Genomic DNA, 17,156 nt, shown 5'->3' on the forward strand with positions numbered 1-17,156 from the left:
AGGGTTTTTCAGTGACCTCCCTTTTCCCAGCTTTTTTTTGGATGAGCTCCACTCAGCTCGGGCTGCAACTGATTCGTATTCAAATTCAATCCTATTATCTATGACTTTGTGACATTTTTCCCTATCTTTGCAGCCACAAAAAAGCTCTTTGAAAATGCTGGGAAGAAGACAAATCCGCGAAAAAGTTGTAGAAACACTCTATTCTTATTATCAAAATCCAATAAAATTTGATGTTCTGCAGAAGAATATGTTCTCAGAAATCAATAAAATTTATCATCTCTACATCTATGAGCTCAACTTTCTTGTTGGACTAAAGCGTATTGCAGAAGACCAGATAGAGATTGGGAAAAACAAGTTCATCAAAACTGCTGAAAACGAAAATCCCAATCAGAAATTCGTTAGAAACCAAATCCTGATTCAGCTAGAAGATAATGAAGAAAGAAGAAGTTTCTCGGAAAAACATAAAGAACTGAACTGGGATCCTAATGATGAATTGCTTGTTAAAACATTCCAGAGAATCAAAGCAGGAAAACGATATCAAGATTATATGACTGATGAAGAAATTTCCTTCGAGGACGACCAGAAGTTTCTCGGAAAACTTTTCTTAAGATACGTAGCAGAAAATACCGATCTGCACGATCGTTTTGAGGAAAAAGAAATGTCTTGGGCAGATGATTTCCACATTGCAAATTCGATGATTCAGAAAACCATTGGTTTTATGAAAGAATCAGAACCATCTCACACGCTTATCAAAATGCTTAAAGATGACGAAGACGAAGATTTTGCAAGAAAACTACTTAGCAACTCCCTTAACAACTGGGAAGATACCGAAAAAAAGCTGGAATCCAAATTACTAAATTGGGACCTTGAAAGAATCTCCCTTATGGACAGAATCATTCTTGTAGCAGCTATTACGGAACTGGACAGTTTCCCGCTTACAGCATCCAGAATCATTATCAATGAATATATTGATGTCTCTAAGGTTTACGGAACCGAAAAATCCCATATCTTTATCAACGGTATTCTTGATAAATACACCAAAGATCTAGACCGAGTTTAATACTAAAAGTAATATAGACATATGAAATCAATTAAATTACTAGCTGTTGCAGTACTTTGTACAGTTGCTTTTTCTTGTAACAAGAAGGAAGAAACTTCAGAAGCTAAAAATCTTGATTCCGCTCAGGCAGAAACTGTTGTGGACGCTCTGTCTCAGCAAGAAAACCCTGCGGATACAGAAATGCTGGCAGAAGCTAAAAGCAAACCACTAACAACCGTAGCATTCAGCGAAACTGAACATAATTTTGGTAACATCAAAAAAGGCGAAAAAGTAGAGCACATCTACGAAGTGACTAATACTGGAACTAATCCTTTGATTATCTCTAATGTGAAGCCAGGTTGCGGATGTACAGTTCCGGATTATACAAAAGAGCCAATCTTGCCAAGTAAAAAAGGAAAAATCACTTTGCATTTCGATTCTACAAATTTCGATGGAGCAGTTAACAAAGCAGCTGATGTTTTTGTGAACGTAGAAAAAGCACCAGTAAGATTAACATTCTCAGCTAACATTTTACCATAAGATTATGTTGACAGTATTTTTACAAGCAGCTCCAGCACAGTCGATGACGCCAACGTTATTGATGATTGGATTGATGTTCGTTGGATTTTATTTTCTGATGATTCGTCCACAAATGAAAAAACAAAAGCAAGAGAAAACTTTCCAAGAAGCTTTGAAACCAGGTGCAAAAGTGGTTACAACTTCTGGAATGCACGGAACTATATTTTCTATCAATGAAGATGGAGTGGTTTTAGAAACGCTTAGCGGAAAACTAAAATTCGAAAAAGCGGCTATTTCCAGAGACTTCACAATTGCAAGATTCCCTGAAACTTTTGGAGTAGAGAAGAAGAAATAATTTCAACAATTATTCTAAATATAAATCGCCCGAAATCTAAGATTGCGGGCGATTGTTTTATTATCAAATCAACGATTTATCAAATTAGCAAATCATTATTTCGTAACTTGATCAATAAATTCTAAAACTGAATCCTTGCTCCAATCCATAGAACTATCTTCTTTTTTAAGGATTCTTCCATCTTTCCCGATAAGATAAGTTGTAGGAAAAACGGAAGGTAAAATTTTCGGATCCAGCGGACTTTCTGCAATATAAACTGGTGCTGCGTAATTATTTTCTTTGAGAAATTTTTTCACATCTTCTTCCTGATCCTGCATTGCAATCAAGGCAAATTCCAATTTATCTTTTTTCAATTGATACAGTTTCTCAATCGTCGGCCATTCCGTTCTGCAAGGCGGACACCAAGTTCCCCAAAAATTAAGGAAAAGAACTTTTCCACGTAGGTTTTTTAGGTTTGTACTGCTCGTGTTGATTCCTTTCAAATCGATGTTCAGAACATCATCAGGAAGCATCGTTTCATTATTGATTTTCGCCACTGTAGGGCTCATCGAAATCTGTTCCGATACAAAATCACGTAGTGGTTTTATCAAAGCAAAAGCGGACAAAACAACAATCAGAATAATATAGATTATATTCTTTTTTAGAAAATTCATCACAATCAAATTTAAAGTAATTCCAAAAGCTCCTCAATCGTATCAAAACCTCTGTTTTTAGCATAATAAGTCTGCAATTCTACATAAAATTTTTCTTTAGGAAATTCTTCAGGATTGGCTTTATGTTTATTAAGAAGTTCGGTTCCGTGTTTTGGTCTTGGTCCCCAATGCGCAATTTCATTAAAATCCTCATCCAAGAAAATAACAATCGGAATAGATTTTCCACCATTAGTTAAATAACTGTCAATCAAGCTTGGTTCTTGGTCACGATAAGAAATTTTAACTTCGAATTGTTCAAAAAATTTAACAACCACTGGAATTACTTGACTGGCGTCGCCACACCAAGGTTCGGAAATAATCAATATTTTCCCATTGAATTTTTTCTTAGCCAAAGTTTCAACCTGTTCAGAATTTGGAAGATATTTTTCCCAGATTCTGTTCATTCTTTGGATTCCCAGTCGGTAATATTCTGCATAATCAGCTTCTTGTGTATCTTTTGGATTTCCTAATCTTTCTCCGGCATCACGAAGATATTCTGTGTAAGAAACAGCGTTGTCCCAATATTGTTTGATGTCCATTCTTTATTTTATTTTATTGAATTATTGTAGTACATTTCCTGCAATTCATCTGTGTTCCTATGATATTCGCTTAGTTTGTTATCGATCAAATGTTTGATAAAGCTTTTTAAATCCTGATGCTGAGAATCTTGGCTGAAGTAATAATGTTTTTCATAATGCCAAAATAATGCTTTAGGATTCAAAAAATTGAGTGGATTTTCATCTTTACCACAAAAAGGATTTTCCGATTCTCCATTGTAATATTTATAATGCTGAAAATCATCATAAACATCAAGTTCGCTCATTTGATATTATATTTTTCTGGTTTTATTGATTAAATACATATCTGCCAACACAAATGCGGCCAAACTTTCCACGATAGGAACCGCTCTTGGAACCACGCATGGGTCGTGTCGTCCTTTACCTTCAACAGTAACAGTTTCGCCATCTTTATTGATGCTTTCCTGCGGACGAAGAATAGTCGCAACAGGTTTGAAAGCTACTCGGAAATAGATATCCATTCCGTTGGAGATTCCACCTTGGATTCCGCCAGAAAGATTGGTTTTTGTTGTCCCATCTTGATTGAAAAGGTCGTTGTGTTCCTTTCCTGTCATCTTTGCGCCACAGAAACCACTTCCATATTCAAAACCTTTGCAGGCATTGATATTCAGCATTGCTTTTCCTAGTTCTGCGTGCAGTTTATTGAAAATTGGTTCGCCTAATCCAGTCGGAACATTTTTGATAACACAAGTTACGGTTCCACCAATGGTGTTGCCTTCTTTTTTGATTTCCTTGATTCTTTCAATCATTTTTTCGGCCGTTTCCTCATCCGGACAACGAACGATATTGCTTTCGGTTTTAGAAAAATCCAAATCTTGATAAGGTTTCTCACAGAAAATCTCTCCAACAGAAGAAACATAAGCATTGATTTCAATCTCAGGAAGAAATTGTTTTGCTAAAGCTCCTGCAACAACCCAATTCAGAGTTTCACGAGCAGATGATTTTCCGCCACCGCGATAATCTCGAATTCCGAATTTTTGGTCGTAAGTATAATCTGCGTGACTTGGACGATAAGCTTGCGCAATATGGTCGTAATCTTTGGAACGCTGGTTTTCATTTTCTACAATAAAGCCTATTGGAGTTCCTGTCGATTTTCCATCAAAGATTCCGGATAAAAATCGAACAGTATCACTTTCTTTTCGTTGAGTAACGATTGCCGATTGTCCCGGTTTTCTACGGTCAAGCTCGAGTTGAACTTTATCTAAATCGATTTCCAGACCAGCCGGAAAATTGGTGATAATTCCGCCATAAGCTTCTCCGTGACTTTCGCCAAAGGAAGAAAGCGTTAAAAAGTTTCCTAAAACATTATACATAATAGAAGATAGATGTTAGAAATGAGATGTTAGACTTTAGAAGAAAGTTTTTTTCTAAAGAGAATCATTTCTTAATAACAACAAATTTACGGATTTTAAAATGTCTAATATCTAAAATCTGACTTCTAATATCTATTTTTACGAAATGAATACTCATAAAACTGTTCTAATTCTCGGCGCTAATTCGGATGTTGCGAAACGAGCCATCATACTTTACATTGGTAAAGGCTATTTCGTGATTCTCGCTTCCCGAAATCTAAAATCTTTGCAGGATTTTATTGATGAAAATCATCTTAATCAATCTAAATTTGAGATTAAATATTTCGATGCCACAGACTTTTCTTCTCATCAATATTTCTATGATGAATTGCCTGTAAAACCGAATATTGTAGTTTACTCTGCAGGATTTTTGGTTGAAAATCAAGAAGCATTACGAAACTTCGAAGGAACTTTTGAAATGATGAAAACCAATTACATCGGAGCCGTTTCTATTCTTAATATTATTGTGACAGACCAATCCAATAAAAATTTAAAAAGAATTATTGGTTTGTCATCGCTTTCAGGCGTTCGCGGTCGGAAAAGTAATTTTGTTTATGGAAGTACAAAATCTGCTTTTACACAATATTTGGCCGGGCTTAGACAAGAATTAGCCTCAAGAAAAATCATAGTAAATGTTCTAGTGATTGGCTACATTAATACCAAAATCAACGCCGGATTAGACCTCAATAAAAATCTGATTATGGAGCCGGATTATGTTGCTAAATTTATCATCAATGCGGGAAAATCATTCGAGATTGTTCCTAACTGGAAATGGAAAATCATCTATTGGACTCTGAAATTATCACCAGAATTTTTGGTGGCTAAGTTGCCATAAAAAAGCAGAAAAATAAATTTCTGCTTCTATTTTAAAATTCGTTTTCTTTCTCGATTTTCGATATAATCCAAAACAGCTTCTTTCGTCGTCAGCCAATTTCTACCTTCTTTGAAAGCGTCAATTTTTCCTTTTCTCGCAAGTAAACTTACATATTCTTGTCCATAAGGTAATTTTTCTTCTTCTACAATATCAGAAATCGGGCGGTAGTTATCATAAGTATTATTTAGCGAACTTAGATAGATGTCCAAACTCCTTTCTGAAGCTTGTAAAATGAGCAAAAGCAACTTAGAATAATCTCCGTTATTGGCAGAGTTCAGAGCATCATAATATTTTTTTCTATCGTTTTTCAGAATAATGGCAGGCGGAAAACCTTCTTTCATTAATAATAAATTAAATAACAATCGCACAGTTCTTCCATTGCCATCAAAAAACGGATGTATCCAGACAAAACGATGATGAAAAATAGCCGATTTTATTAGAAAATTTTCGTTGGAACTATTTACCCACTCAATTAATTCTGTTATGTAATCATCTATTTTCAGCGCATTTGGCGGAACAAAATTGGCTCCAGAAATTCTCACACCCGATGTTCTGAATCTTCCTGCAAAATCTTTTTCAATTTTATTTAAAACCAAATTATGAACATTCAAAATATCTTTTTCGTTCAAAATATAGCTATCCGATACTAAGCTTTCAATAAACTCAATGGCTTCCTGATGGTTAACAGCTTCAAAATGCTCCCGCAAAGATTTTCCTTTGATGGTAAAGCCTTCTTCGATCACCATTTTGGTTTCCTGCAAAGTCAAAGTATTACCCTCAATACTGTTAGAATTGTAGGTCCATTCGATAGTCATACTTTCTTTGATACTTTTTAAAGCGTACGTTGGAATGGGGCGCAACTTATCTAATTCTGCTTTTTTCTGCAAAATTCTTTCAAGTTGTTTTTCGAGCCCTTCAAAGTAATAAGGATATTCTTGCCATTTCATCCCACGAATTTACAATTAATTTTTTAATATCGGATTAATTTATAAATTATTTTATCCGATATTAAAGATATGTCTTGTTTAATATTGAGACTTGTAATAAGCAATGGCAATATGAATTTCAAAATAAGAATAATCTTCTCCCAATTCTTCCTTTATGGCTTTCAAAGATATGATGGATTGACTTTTTGCAACTTCTATAATCGGTTCGATTTTATTTGTATCCATCAATTCGCTGGGTTTAATTGTTCCAACAGTAACAAAATTGACTAAATGATTTTGGATGGTATTAATCGCCAGATTTCTAATATTGGCAATTTCCTCGATGCTATTGCCAGCTTTAAACATTTGATAGCTTGTGGTAAATGTTCCTGATGGACTTTTATTGACTGTTTTTGGCTCTCGTTTTGTCTTCGGTTTTTTATTAAATATTAAACTGCTCAAATTATTCTGTTCACAAAATTCGACAATCACCGAAAGAAATAGTTCTCCATATTTTTCAATTTTAAAAGTTCCAAAACCACTTATTTCATTCAGTTCTTCTTTTGTTTGAGGAAGATAAGTGGCGAGTTCCATTAAGGTTGCATCAGAAAAAATAACGTAAGGTGGCACATTTTCCTTTTCGGCTTGTTCCCGTCTTATATTTCTAAGTTTATCAAATAATTCTGAATTATGACTCAGTTCAGTTTCTGGATATTGGGTTTCTATTTCATTGACTGTGACGGCTTTTGCCAATTCTTTTACCTTTTGAAGTTCTACTTTTTTGTTTTTAAATAAAATAAGTTTACTTTCTTCGGTCAATTTTAAAACAGGAAACTCGTCTTTTGATTCCGCTAAATAATCATTGATGATTAATTGCTTTATCAAGTTTTGCCAATAATTTTTATCATTGTTGATTCCAATTCCGTAGGTTGGCAAACTTCGCATATCATCCGTGATTTTCACACTTTTTGAACCTCGTAGAAAATCGATAATTAAATTTTTTCCATACCGTTCTTTCAGCCGGAAAACTGCGCTCAGTAATTTTTGAGAATCCAAAGTGGCATCCCAAGTTTCGAAATTACTAAGACAATAATCGCAGGAATTGCAATCGCCATCGTGCTTTTCGCCAAAATATTCCATCAGATATTGCCTTCTGCATTTTTGCATCTCTGCAAAATCGGTCATCTGTTGCAATTTTTTCAGCATAAGGTCAGATTGTTCTTCATTGCCTTCTATCAAAGCAAATCTCTTCAACTTTATCACATCTGCATTCGAATAAAATAAAATCGCTTCACTTGGCAAACCATCTCTTCCGGCTCTTCCTGTTTCCTGGTAATAACTTTCGATATTTTTTGGTAAATCTGCGTGCATCACAAAACGGACATTACTCTTGTCGATTCCCATTCCAAAAGCGATCGTAGCAACCATTACTCTTATTTTATCTTTAATGAAATCGTCCTGAACTTTTGCTCTTTCCATAGAAGAAAGTCCGGCGTGATAATAGGCGGAATTGATACCATTTTCTTTCAAATTATTCGCCATTTCTTCCGTTCCTTTTCTCGATAAACAGTAGATAATTCCAGAATCATCGGGATGTTCATTAATGTATTGAATTATATTCTGAAGGACAGATTTTTTCGGCTGAACAAAATATTTGATATTCGCTCTGTCGAACGAAGAAATCAAAACCAGCGGATTTTGAAGATTCAATTGTTTGATAGTATCTTTCCTCGTGATTTCGTCTGCACTTGCCGTCAAAGCAATAATAGGGACATTGGGAAATTGACTTTTTAAACTGTTCAAAAACAAATAATCCGGACGGAAGTCGTGCCCCCAATGCGAAACACAATGCGCTTCATCTACAGCAAAAAGAGAAATATTAATATCATTAAGGAATTTCAAAAATGAACCATTATCGGCACTTAGTTTTTCCGGCGCAACATATAAAAGTTTGAGTTCTGCTTTTTTTAATTGACTTAAAGTTTCATTTTGTTCAAAACTAGACATCGAAGAATTGATGTACGAAGCAGAAATTCCGTTGACACGCAAAGCATCAACTTGGTCTTTCATCAAAGCAATCAATGGAGAAATGACAATGGCTGTTCCTTCCAAAACCAATGTTGGAACCTGATAGCAAAGCGATTTTCCACCTCCAGTTGGCATCAAAACAAAGGTGTCTTTTTTAGCGATTACATTTTCAATCGCATTGGCTTGTTCGAGGCGAAAACTGTCGTAGCCGAAATATTGTTGTAAGATTTGGAGAGGAGAGTTCATCAGTTAAAATTTTGTGTTTGAGTAAAATTAATGAAATTATTAAGTTTTAAAATTTAAAAACCTCATAATTTTTGAAAACTATGAGGTTTACTGTGAAATGTTCAATTTTTTAATGCGTTACTTTTGGCAATTTTGCTTTCCCTAAAATTTCGTTTGCTTTTTCTAATTTTTCGGAAAATAAAACCTTTTGTCAATCGGGATGAAATGTTTCAAAACTTAATCCTCAATAATATTTGGAAGATTTAATTGCAAATAAGTTGAAATATTATCTAATGAATCAACAACTTTGTTTATGTTTCTAATATATTGTCGTCTATTAAGTATAGGCTCACATATTTCATGAAATAACTTCTCATTTTTTGGAATTGGAATAATAAAATCCATCAATTGGTTTTCTTTGAATCTTCCTCTGCTTTCTTTGGTGGAACCTGTTGTTAGTCTAATAACATAATTTATTGCCTGAGGAGAAGTTAAATAAAAAATTATATACTCTAAGAGAGATGCCTTTTTATAAATTTCATTGTATAATGTGAAAGTTGGAAACTCATTAGATAAGGTGCCTCCTTCAAATTCTTCGTACACAATTGCAAATGAACCATTTTTAGCAAATAATCTACTAAACACTAACCAATCTTTCTTTGGAAAATTCAATTTGTTTGCTCCAATTTCTTCACCTTTGTTGGTTTCTCTTTTGAATAAACCCCTCCCTTTTCCATGTAAGCCTAATTGTATGTATTCTACATTTTTTTCTAAAATCTTATCGTCAGTTATTGGTGAAAACAATTCATGAAATTTGTAGAATTTAAAATCTTTAGTATTAAAACTCTTTAAATAAGAATCGTTCGAAATATCGGAGATTATATCATTACTAATTTTAATTATGTCATTGAAATTATACTCACTGTCACGTTTGATTTCCTCAACGTTTTCAATGATGGGTAGCTCCATATAATCAATATACCTTTCAGCATCAATTCTCTCGCTAGATGTTTTTAAGTCTACTATTTTACTATATTTATGAATGTTTTCAAATCTTCCAGATTTTAGATAATTTTTAAAATCAAAAAGGATATCTGGTAATTGATTTCCTGATATTTGATCACCTTTACTTGAATATCCAGTATTCTTACATACTGCCATAAAAACATTTTTGGATACCGATTCGTCAATTTCGTCTTTTCTTCTTAAAAACAATATGGAAGTTTTAACTGCAGCATTATAACCTTCAAAAGTTTCCTTATTCAAGCCAACAACACCAAGTATTGTAGCTTCTCTATGAATAAATTCTCTAACATAAGAATTTCTATCACCATTTAATATACCATCGGGTAAAATAATTGCTAATAATCCTTTTCCTTTTTTTACAAGTTTTAAACATCTTTCAATTGCTAAAATTTCTCTTGCCTGACTCTTTCTCCCTGCTCCTAATTCGAACAGATTTAGTGTTTTTTCATCTGTTTCTTTAGCTCCAAAAGGAGGATTTGTAAAGCAGATGTTGAATTTTTCTTCTTCAATAATGCCTTCTACATCTTTGAATCCATCAGCTTGCAAAACCCCTGTATTTCCATCTCCATGAACTATCATATTCATTTTGCAAGCTTGTGCTGTTCTATATTTCCAATCAGTTCCAAATAAAGACTCGTCAGATAAAACTTTTTTCCACCTAACTTTTTCATCATCTGAAAATTCATTTAATCTAATTTTTTCTGAAACAATTTCAAATGCATATATCAGAAAACCACCAGTTCCGCAAAAAGGATCTATAATTTTATCCCCAATTTTAGGAGAGAAACATTCGACAACAAACTCAACAACATTTCGCGGTGTGAAATATTCTCCTAAACCTCCAGTAAACGTATCACCCAGAAAATATTCAAACGCTTCACCTTTTACATCAAAATTAGTAAGAGTTAAATCAAACTTTTCAAAGAATCTTACCAGTTCTCTAATGGTTCTGTCTTTAAGATCAATTTTGGTTTCAGGAGGGAATAGTTCTTTAAAACCCTTAGTTTTTAATATTTCTTGAAATTGTTGCTGAACAATATTTACCCTTAAATCAGCTAGAGTTTTATCAAAAATATCTGTTGTGAATCTATTACTACCTTTGTTAAACTGTTCTTCATACATTTTTGCAAATAATACCTTAGACATTTCATCAAAAGCTTGAATTGCATCATAACCTTCATTGTTTCTTATTATGTTATGGCATTTTTTAAGTAAATCTTTAAAAACATCAACATCTTCAATGGTAAAAAGTTCTTTAGTGGCTTCTTCTCTTAATGCATCTTGAATATTTTTACTGAGAACAGTACTTACAAAGTCGTTTAATAATTCATTTTTTTTGGGTAAATCTTTTAATCTTGTTTTGTCTAAAGTTTGGAAAACATGAAAATCTTTTCCATTTGATAAGACTGCTATTGGCGCAATTTTAGGTAATAATCTTGCATACGATATTACCTGATCTCTGCCACTTTTAGATAAGATTTCATTTGGACCTTTTACATCTATAACAATTAACGGAGTTTCTAATTTACTATTTGAATAAATAACAATATCAGCAAAAATAGATTTTGTTTTTCTACCTTCATTTATTTTGATTGTTTTCTCAAATTCTATACAATCCATCTTGTAACCAAGTTTCTGAAGCCAAGGTAATATAACATGAATTTTAATTTCTTCTTCGTTATAATATTGTTTTTCCATTTAGATATGTGTAGATTTTGTCTAATTTACAAATGTAGAGAAAAGAGATTAAACTGTCATTTGCTTATTGTAATTCTATAAAAGAACTTATTATATAAAGCGAGAAAAAAATCTCCGCTTCTAATTTATGCTTTCAAATTCAATCTCAATTCTAATTCATCTAATTGCTCATCGGCAATCGAAGCCGGTGCATCAATCATTACATCCCGTCCAGAATTATTTTTCGGGAATGCGATGTAATCTCTAATCACTTCGTTTCCGTCCAAGATTGCAACCAGTCTATCGAATCCGAAAGCCAATCCGCCATGCGGAGGTGCGCCATATTTGAAAGCATTCATCAGGAATCCAAACTGCGCTTCTGCTTCTTCTTTTGAGAATCCTAACAAGTCAAACATTTTGGACTGCAAATCTTTATCAAAAATTCTAATAGAACCACCACCAATTTCATTTCCGTTAAGAACTAAATCGTAAGCGTTGGCTCTTGCTTTTCCTGGGTCAGTTTCCAATAGATGGAAATCTTCGGTTTTCGGAGAAGTGAACGGGTGGTGCATTGCGTGGTATCTTCCAGATTCTTCATCAAATTCTAATAATGGGAAATCTACAACCCAAAGTGGAGCAAACTCATTTCCTTTCCTTAAACCAAGACGGTTTCCTAATTCCATTCTCAAAGCTGAAAGTTGAGTTCTAACTTTATCAGCATTTCCACTCATTAAGAACATCAAATCTCCAGCTTTAGCTCCGAATTTCTCAGCGATTTTCTTTAAATCTTCTTCAGAATAGAATTTGTTAACGGATGAAGTTACAATACCATCGTTCTGGAATTTAATCCAAACCATTCCGGTAGCACCGATTTGGGGTCTCTTGACCCATTCTATTAATTCGTCAATCTGCTTACGTGTATATTCAGCACAACCTTCAACATTAATTCCGACAACTAATTCCGACTCATCAAATATTTTAAAATCTTTTCCTTTTACTAAATCATTCAGTTCCACGAATTCCATTCCGAAACGGATGTCCGGTTTGTCGTTTCCATATTTCTGCATCGCATCGGCGAAAGTCATTCTTGGAAAGTCTTGGAAATCTTGTCCCGTAATATCTTTCAACAAGGTTTTGGTCATTCCTTCGAAAACATTCATAATGTCTTCCTGTTCTACAAAAGCCATTTCGCAATCGATTTGGGTGAATTCCGGCTGTCTGTCGGCACGCAAATCCTCGTCACGGAAACATTTCACAATTTGAAAATATCGGTCCATTCCGCCAACCATCAACAATTGTTTGAAAGTTTGTGGTGATTGAGGAAGCGCATAAAACTGTCCGGGATTCATTCTACTTGGAACGACGAAATCTCTCGCACCTTCCGGAGTCGACTTAATCAAAACTGGCGTTTCAACTTCGATGAATCCATTGTCAGAAAGATAATTTCTCACTTTCTGCGCCATTTTGTGACGGAAAATCAGTTTGTCTTTTACAGGATTTCTTCTGATGTCCAGATATCTGTATTTCATTCTCAATTCTTCACCACCGTCGGTTTCGTCTTCGATAGTGAAAGGAGGAAGTTCTGAAGCATTTAATATTTTTAGATCAGAAACTAAAATTTCGATATCGCCAGTGGGAATTTTTGGATTTTTGGAAGCACGTTCGATAACAGTTCCTTCAACCTGAATCACAAATTCACGACCTAATTTCTTAGCTGATTCCAATAATTCTTTTGAACTTCTTTCTTCGTCTAAAACCAATTGTGTAATTCCGTAACGATCTCGCAAATCGACCCAAATCATAAAACCTTTGTCACGGATGGTTTGTACCCAACCGGAAAGTGTTACTTTTTCATTCAGATTTGCCAGCGTCAGTTCGCCGTTTGTGTGTGTACGGAACATTTTTTTTAAGATGTTAGATGTTAGACTTTAGATATTAGACTTTTAGTAGGCTAATTTCCGAGTGCAAAGATAGGGTTTTGTGAGAAATAATTTTGATTGATGATGAAAGGTTTTTTGATGTCAAAAGTTGAATCTTGGCGCAGCGCGTAAGGGATAGTAGTGGATATCCTTTTTTGGCGGATGGAATTAGCGGATGGGAAAAAAGATAGTAACGGATAGCCCGACCCGAGCTGTGGGCTAAGCTTTGGAGAGGGATACGCCCAAAATATTGGCTAATTAAAATTTAATTCATAAATTCGTAACAATCAAATACTTAATTATTATGGGAAAAGGTGATCAAAAATCTACCAGAGGAAAAAGAGTACGTGGAAGCTACGGCAAAACAAGACCGAGAAAAGCTTCTAAATCTGTACTAGTTGTAGAAAAAGCTGTAAAAGCGAAAGCAGAACCAAAGCCAAAACCAGCGAAACCAAAAGCTGAAAAAGCGAAAAAATCTGCTGAAGAATAAAAAAAGCCGTCTCGTTAAAAATGAGACGGCTTTTATATTTTTAAAAGAATTTATTTTCCAAAAATGCTTCCCAGTAATCCTCCAAGTCCACCTTGTTGAGATTGTTGTTGCTGGTTTCCACCGCCAAGAACACTTCCCAAGATATCACCCAAACCTCCGCCGGAAGACTGCTGAGCGCCACCAAGAACGCTTCCTAAAATATCACTCAAAGGATTGTTGGAAGCTTGAGCTTCCTGTGCAGAACCGCCAAGTATTCCACCTAACAAATCTCCAAGTCCACCGCCAGAAGTTACATTACTAGCCTGCTTTTGCTGACCGATATAACCCATAATAACAGGCGCCAAAGTCGCCAAAACCGGTCCGATTTTGTCCATAGAAATCCCTGTGTTTGCAGATAATTGATTTTCTACATTCGCTTTGTTTCCTCCAAAAATATGGTCAAGGATTGAGTTTCCTTCTTGTTCTCTGTCAAGAGCTTGAGCGGGGTTGTTCAGGATGCTTCCGTCGTGATGTTTGTCGAGCGTTGCATTCAGTTTGTCTGCTTCTTCTGTGTTTTCTGATTTCTTTTTCAAGTAACTGATGACCAAAGGCGCAGCCACAACTAATAAAGCGATGATTTGATTTTTGCTGATTCCAAATTTGTTTTCAACTTGTTCAGCAACTTGATTACCAGTGCTTCCCGTGATAAGGTCTAATAGACTCATAATTTATATTTTATATTGTGATAGTTCAAATATATAAAAGATTTATGTAGTTTTTAAAAAAAAATTATTTTTTAAAAATCGGAACATTGCTACACGCTTCCCCAAACATCAGTGACTTTACAAGCGGTTTTAGTTGTTCCACCAATTCCACATAAGCATTATTAGGGATAAACTCGTCACTGCAGCCTTTAACCAGTACACGTTTGTCTCTCAGGTCGGAAAAATCATAAGTTTGGATCGCATTATGCATCAGCAAAACTTCCAGATCTTCACGGTTTCCAAAAACGATTTTCTTCGCAGCATCCGTGATTTTAGAAGTAATCAGAAAATAAGCCCAAAGCGGAATGATCACATCTTCAGAACAATAGATATAAACATAAGCATCTTTATAGATTTCCTCGTCAATGTTTTTGATTTTCTCACGGAAATCTTTTTCCTTGAGAATCATTCTTTCCCACAGAAAATCTTTGATGTCAATTCCCAAACGTTTCCCTTTCGGAACTAGGTCAGAAATATCAAAATTCACCAATCCGCTGTTTGCAACTTTATTTATAATTTCGAAATCTTCAGACATTTTTCATTAATTTTGAATAAACAAATTTAGTTTAAAAATTTTTAAATTTTAAAAATGATGACTACACTTGAACGCAAAAAAATCTTGAAAGAAAGAATCGATTTTTCTGATGAAGCTACTTTGGAAAAAATCGAGAAGCTTTTGGATGAAGAAGTTTTTATTTTATCTGATAAACAAATTATTCAAATAAAAGAAGCAAAAGCAGAATATCTGAAAGGAAATTTTTTAACAGAAGAGGAAGCGAATAAGGACATTGAAAAATGGCTAGAAGAAGAAAACTAAATTGGCAATTCGAGGCTCAACAAGATAGAAAAGAAATCTTTCAGTATTGGAACAAAAAAAATAAATCTAAAGAATATAGTAAAAGACTGAATCAATTATTTAGAAGAAAAACCGAAGCTCTGAAGGATTTTCCATACAATGGACATACAACCAATTTAGAGAATGTCAGGGTTCTTGTCATAGAAAAATATTTGATTGTCTATGAAATTTTTGAACAAGAAGTTTTGATTTCGAGAATCTGGGATGGTAGACGAAATCCCGAAATTTTGAAACTTAAATAATTAATCGATTGAAATATTACATCATAGCTGGCGAAGCTTCCGGCGATTTGCACGCTTCCAACTTAATGAAAGCCATCAAACAAAAAGACCAAAACGCAGATTTTCGTTTTTGGGGTGGCGACTTGATGCAGAAACAAGGAGGAACTCTCGTCAAACATTACCGTGATTTGGCTTTTATGGGATTTTTAGAAGTGGTTCAGAATCTGAAAACCATTCTGGGTAATATCAAATTTTGTAAAAAAGACATCTTAGAAAACAAACCTGATGTTTTGATTTTGGTTGATTATCCGGGATTTAATCTTAGGATTGCGAAGTTTGCGAAAGAATTGGGAATTAAAGTCGTTTATTATATTTCACCTCAGCTTTGGGCTTGGAAAGAAGGTCGTGTCGAAACCATCAAAAAATACGTTGATGAGATGCTCGTGATTCTTCCTTTCGAGAAAGATTTTTATAAGAAACATCTGGTTGAAGCGCATTTTGTCGGACATCCACTTCTTGACGCCATTGAAGGTTTACCACCAATTGATATTCAAGGATTCAAAAAGGAAAATCAGCTTAACGATAAAGAAATTATTGCATTGTTGCCGGGTTCCAGAAAACAGGAAGTTTCTAAAATGTTGGAAACAATGCTCTCCGTGAGAAATGATTTTCCCGATTATCAATTTGTAATTGCCGGCGCTCCAAGTTTGGATAAAGATTTTTATGAGCAGTTTGTGGATGACGATGTGCATTTCGTTTCCAACAGAACTTATGATTTGCTGCGATGTTCCAAAGCTGCTTTGGTAACTTCGGGAACGGCAACTTTAGAAACAGCTTTGCTTAATATTCCGGAAGTGGTTTGCTATAAATCTAGCAGAATTTCTTATGAAATCGGGAAAAGGGTGGTCAAGAATATCAAATATATTTCGCTTGTCAACTTGATTATGGACAAAGAAGTTGTTACGGAATTGATCCAAAACGATTTGAATACTAAAAATCTCGCTATTGAACTTAACAAAATTCTCAACACCAAAAAAAGAGACGAGGTTTTAAACAATTACGAAATTCTAAGAACCAAACTCGGTGGAAGCGGCGCCAGCCAAAATGCCGCAGAATTGATTGTAAATCTAAAATCATGGAAATAAAAAATCAGCTTCAAAAAATAGAATCTCTTTTGCCAGAAATTGATACAGAGAATTCACAAGTTTCCAAAGCTTCTGTTGGTTGGCATCTGGAACATTCGCTTTTGATTATCAATAGCAGTCTGAAAGGTTTAACGATGACCAATCCGGAAGATTACAAACCGAAATTCAGCTTCAAAAAATTTGTTTTTCTTAATTTTGGACTCATTCCGAGAGGGAAAATTCAGGCGCCAAAACAATTTTTCCCGCCAGAAATTCCTACAAAAGAAAGTGTTGAAAAACTTTTGAATCTTGCCAAAGAAAGATTAGAAGGTGTGAAAAATCTGCCTTCGAAATCCTTTATTACACATCCTTTTTTAGGCGATTTTGATAAAAAAACAACGCTCAGGTTTTTAGAACTTCATACCAATCATCATTTAAAAATTATTGATGATATTCTGAAAAAATAATACCAGTTAAAAATTATTTATTAACTTTATTCTCAGTATTTTACA

The 17,156-nt window shown here is 34.4% G+C and carries 19 protein-coding genes; 9 read left to right on the forward strand and 10 right to left on the reverse strand.

Features of this window, described 5'->3' with window-relative positions:
- The first annotated feature begins 154 nt into the window (after positions 1-154).
- From EGH73_RS10805 to yajC, 3 genes are read left to right on the forward strand one after another with little or no spacing between them, the layout of a single operon-like run.
- A complete protein-coding gene (locus EGH73_RS10805) occupies positions 155-1,060 on the forward strand; it encodes a transcription antitermination protein NusB (RefSeq protein WP_089771017.1) in 906 nt (301 codons plus the stop codon).
- A gap of 21 nt (positions 1,061-1,081) precedes the next feature.
- Positions 1,082-1,579: a DUF1573 domain-containing protein gene (locus EGH73_RS10810; protein WP_123281844.1), complete on the forward strand. Its 498-nt coding sequence runs from the start codon at positions 1,082-1,084 to the stop codon at positions 1,577-1,579.
- A gap of 4 nt (positions 1,580-1,583) precedes the next feature.
- On the forward strand, positions 1,584-1,913 hold the full coding sequence (gene yajC, locus EGH73_RS10815) for a preprotein translocase subunit YajC (protein WP_089771019.1): 330 nt from the start codon (positions 1,584-1,586) through the stop codon (positions 1,911-1,913).
- A gap of 95 nt (positions 1,914-2,008) precedes the next feature.
- On the opposite strand, the gene EGH73_RS10820 is transcribed toward yajC, so the two are convergent.
- The 4 genes from EGH73_RS10820 to aroC are packed head-to-tail and all read right to left on the reverse strand — an operon-like array spanning position 2,009 to position 4,496.
- Positions 2,009-2,566: a TlpA family protein disulfide reductase gene (locus EGH73_RS10820; protein WP_123281845.1), complete on the reverse strand. Its 558-nt coding sequence runs from the start codon at positions 2,564-2,566 to the stop codon at positions 2,009-2,011.
- 11 nt (positions 2,567-2,577) lie between these two features.
- Positions 2,578-3,144 carry a thioredoxin family protein gene (locus EGH73_RS10825; RefSeq protein ID WP_123281846.1) on the reverse strand — a complete coding sequence of 189 codons (567 nt, stop codon included), beginning with the start codon at positions 3,142-3,144 and terminating at the stop codon, positions 2,578-2,580.
- A gap of 8 nt (positions 3,145-3,152) precedes the next feature.
- Positions 3,153-3,428, reverse strand: coding sequence for a hypothetical protein (locus EGH73_RS10830; RefSeq protein ID WP_123281847.1), 276 nt, complete (start codon positions 3,426-3,428; stop codon positions 3,153-3,155).
- Between the two features lie 6 nt (positions 3,429-3,434).
- Positions 3,435-4,496: a chorismate synthase gene (aroC, locus tag EGH73_RS10835; RefSeq protein ID WP_123281848.1), complete on the reverse strand. Its 1,062-nt coding sequence runs from the start codon at positions 4,494-4,496 to the stop codon at positions 3,435-3,437.
- A gap of 145 nt (positions 4,497-4,641) precedes the next feature.
- Between aroC and EGH73_RS10840 the strand changes: the two genes are divergently transcribed.
- Positions 4,642-5,370 carry an SDR family NAD(P)-dependent oxidoreductase gene (locus EGH73_RS10840; protein WP_123281849.1) on the forward strand — a complete coding sequence of 243 codons (729 nt, stop codon included), beginning with the start codon at positions 4,642-4,644 and terminating at the stop codon, positions 5,368-5,370.
- 26 nt (positions 5,371-5,396) lie between these two features.
- On the opposite strand, the gene EGH73_RS10845 is transcribed toward EGH73_RS10840, so the two are convergent.
- The 4 genes from EGH73_RS10845 to aspS form a co-directional block, all read right to left on the reverse strand.
- The gene (locus EGH73_RS10845) at positions 5,397-6,356 is read right to left on the reverse strand and encodes a Fic family protein (RefSeq protein ID WP_123281850.1); all 960 of its coding nucleotides are present in this window, start codon (positions 6,354-6,356) and stop codon (positions 5,397-5,399) included.
- Positions 6,357-6,434: 78 nt separating this feature from the next.
- Positions 6,435-8,609 carry a DNA helicase RecQ gene (recQ, locus tag EGH73_RS10850; protein WP_123281851.1) on the reverse strand — a complete coding sequence of 725 codons (2,175 nt, stop codon included), beginning with the start codon at positions 8,607-8,609 and terminating at the stop codon, positions 6,435-6,437.
- Between the two features lie 216 nt (positions 8,610-8,825).
- On the reverse strand, positions 8,826-11,312 hold the full coding sequence (locus EGH73_RS10855) for a restriction endonuclease subunit M (RefSeq protein WP_123281852.1): 2,487 nt from the start codon (positions 11,310-11,312) through the stop codon (positions 8,826-8,828).
- A gap of 125 nt (positions 11,313-11,437) precedes the next feature.
- Positions 11,438-13,192 (reverse strand): aspartate--tRNA ligase, encoded by a 1,755-nt coding sequence (aspS, locus tag EGH73_RS10860; protein WP_123281853.1) that lies wholly within the window; start codon positions 13,190-13,192, stop codon positions 11,438-11,440.
- A 322-nt stretch (positions 13,193-13,514) separates the two neighbouring features.
- On the opposite strand from aspS, the gene EGH73_RS10865 reads away from it, so the two are divergent.
- Positions 13,515-13,700, forward strand: a complete 186-nt coding sequence (locus tag EGH73_RS10865) for a 30S ribosomal protein THX (RefSeq protein ID WP_123281854.1) — start codon at positions 13,515-13,517, stop codon at positions 13,698-13,700.
- A gap of 50 nt (positions 13,701-13,750) precedes the next feature.
- Here the strand turns inward: EGH73_RS10865 and EGH73_RS10870 are convergent, their stop codons facing one another.
- Together EGH73_RS10870 and EGH73_RS10875 are read right to left on the reverse strand one after the other, a co-directional pair.
- A complete protein-coding gene (locus EGH73_RS10870) occupies positions 13,751-14,404 on the reverse strand; it encodes a DUF937 domain-containing protein (protein ID WP_123281855.1) in 654 nt (217 codons plus the stop codon).
- Positions 14,405-14,468: 64 nt separating this feature from the next.
- Positions 14,469-14,978 (reverse strand): DUF2480 family protein, encoded by a 510-nt coding sequence (locus tag EGH73_RS10875; protein WP_123281856.1) that lies wholly within the window; start codon positions 14,976-14,978, stop codon positions 14,469-14,471.
- A gap of 54 nt (positions 14,979-15,032) precedes the next feature.
- Here EGH73_RS10875 and EGH73_RS10880 point away from each other — a divergent pair, with 54 nt between their 5' ends.
- Genes EGH73_RS10880 through EGH73_RS10895 form a run of 4 tightly spaced genes read left to right on the forward strand, consistent with a single transcriptional unit; the run spans position 15,033 to position 17,111 of the window.
- Positions 15,033-15,260, forward strand: coding sequence for a hypothetical protein (locus EGH73_RS10880; protein ID WP_124801434.1), 228 nt, complete (start codon positions 15,033-15,035; stop codon positions 15,258-15,260).
- A complete protein-coding gene (locus EGH73_RS10885; protein WP_089770843.1) occupies positions 15,239-15,541 on the forward strand; it encodes a type II toxin-antitoxin system RelE/ParE family toxin in 303 nt (100 codons plus the stop codon). The genes EGH73_RS10880 and EGH73_RS10885 overlap by 22 nt, the downstream gene beginning before the upstream one ends.
- Before the next feature lie 8 nt (positions 15,542-15,549).
- Positions 15,550-16,665, forward strand: coding sequence for a lipid-A-disaccharide synthase (gene lpxB / locus EGH73_RS10890; protein WP_123281857.1), 1,116 nt, complete (start codon positions 15,550-15,552; stop codon positions 16,663-16,665).
- A complete protein-coding gene (locus tag EGH73_RS10895; protein WP_123281858.1) occupies positions 16,656-17,111 on the forward strand; it encodes a DUF1569 domain-containing protein in 456 nt (151 codons plus the stop codon). The genes lpxB and EGH73_RS10895 overlap by 10 nt, the downstream gene beginning before the upstream one ends.
- Positions 17,112-17,156 lie beyond the last annotated feature (45 nt).

The organism is Epilithonimonas hominis (assembly GCF_003730015.1).
Lineage (GTDB): Bacteria > Bacteroidota > Bacteroidia > Flavobacteriales > Weeksellaceae > Epilithonimonas > Epilithonimonas hominis.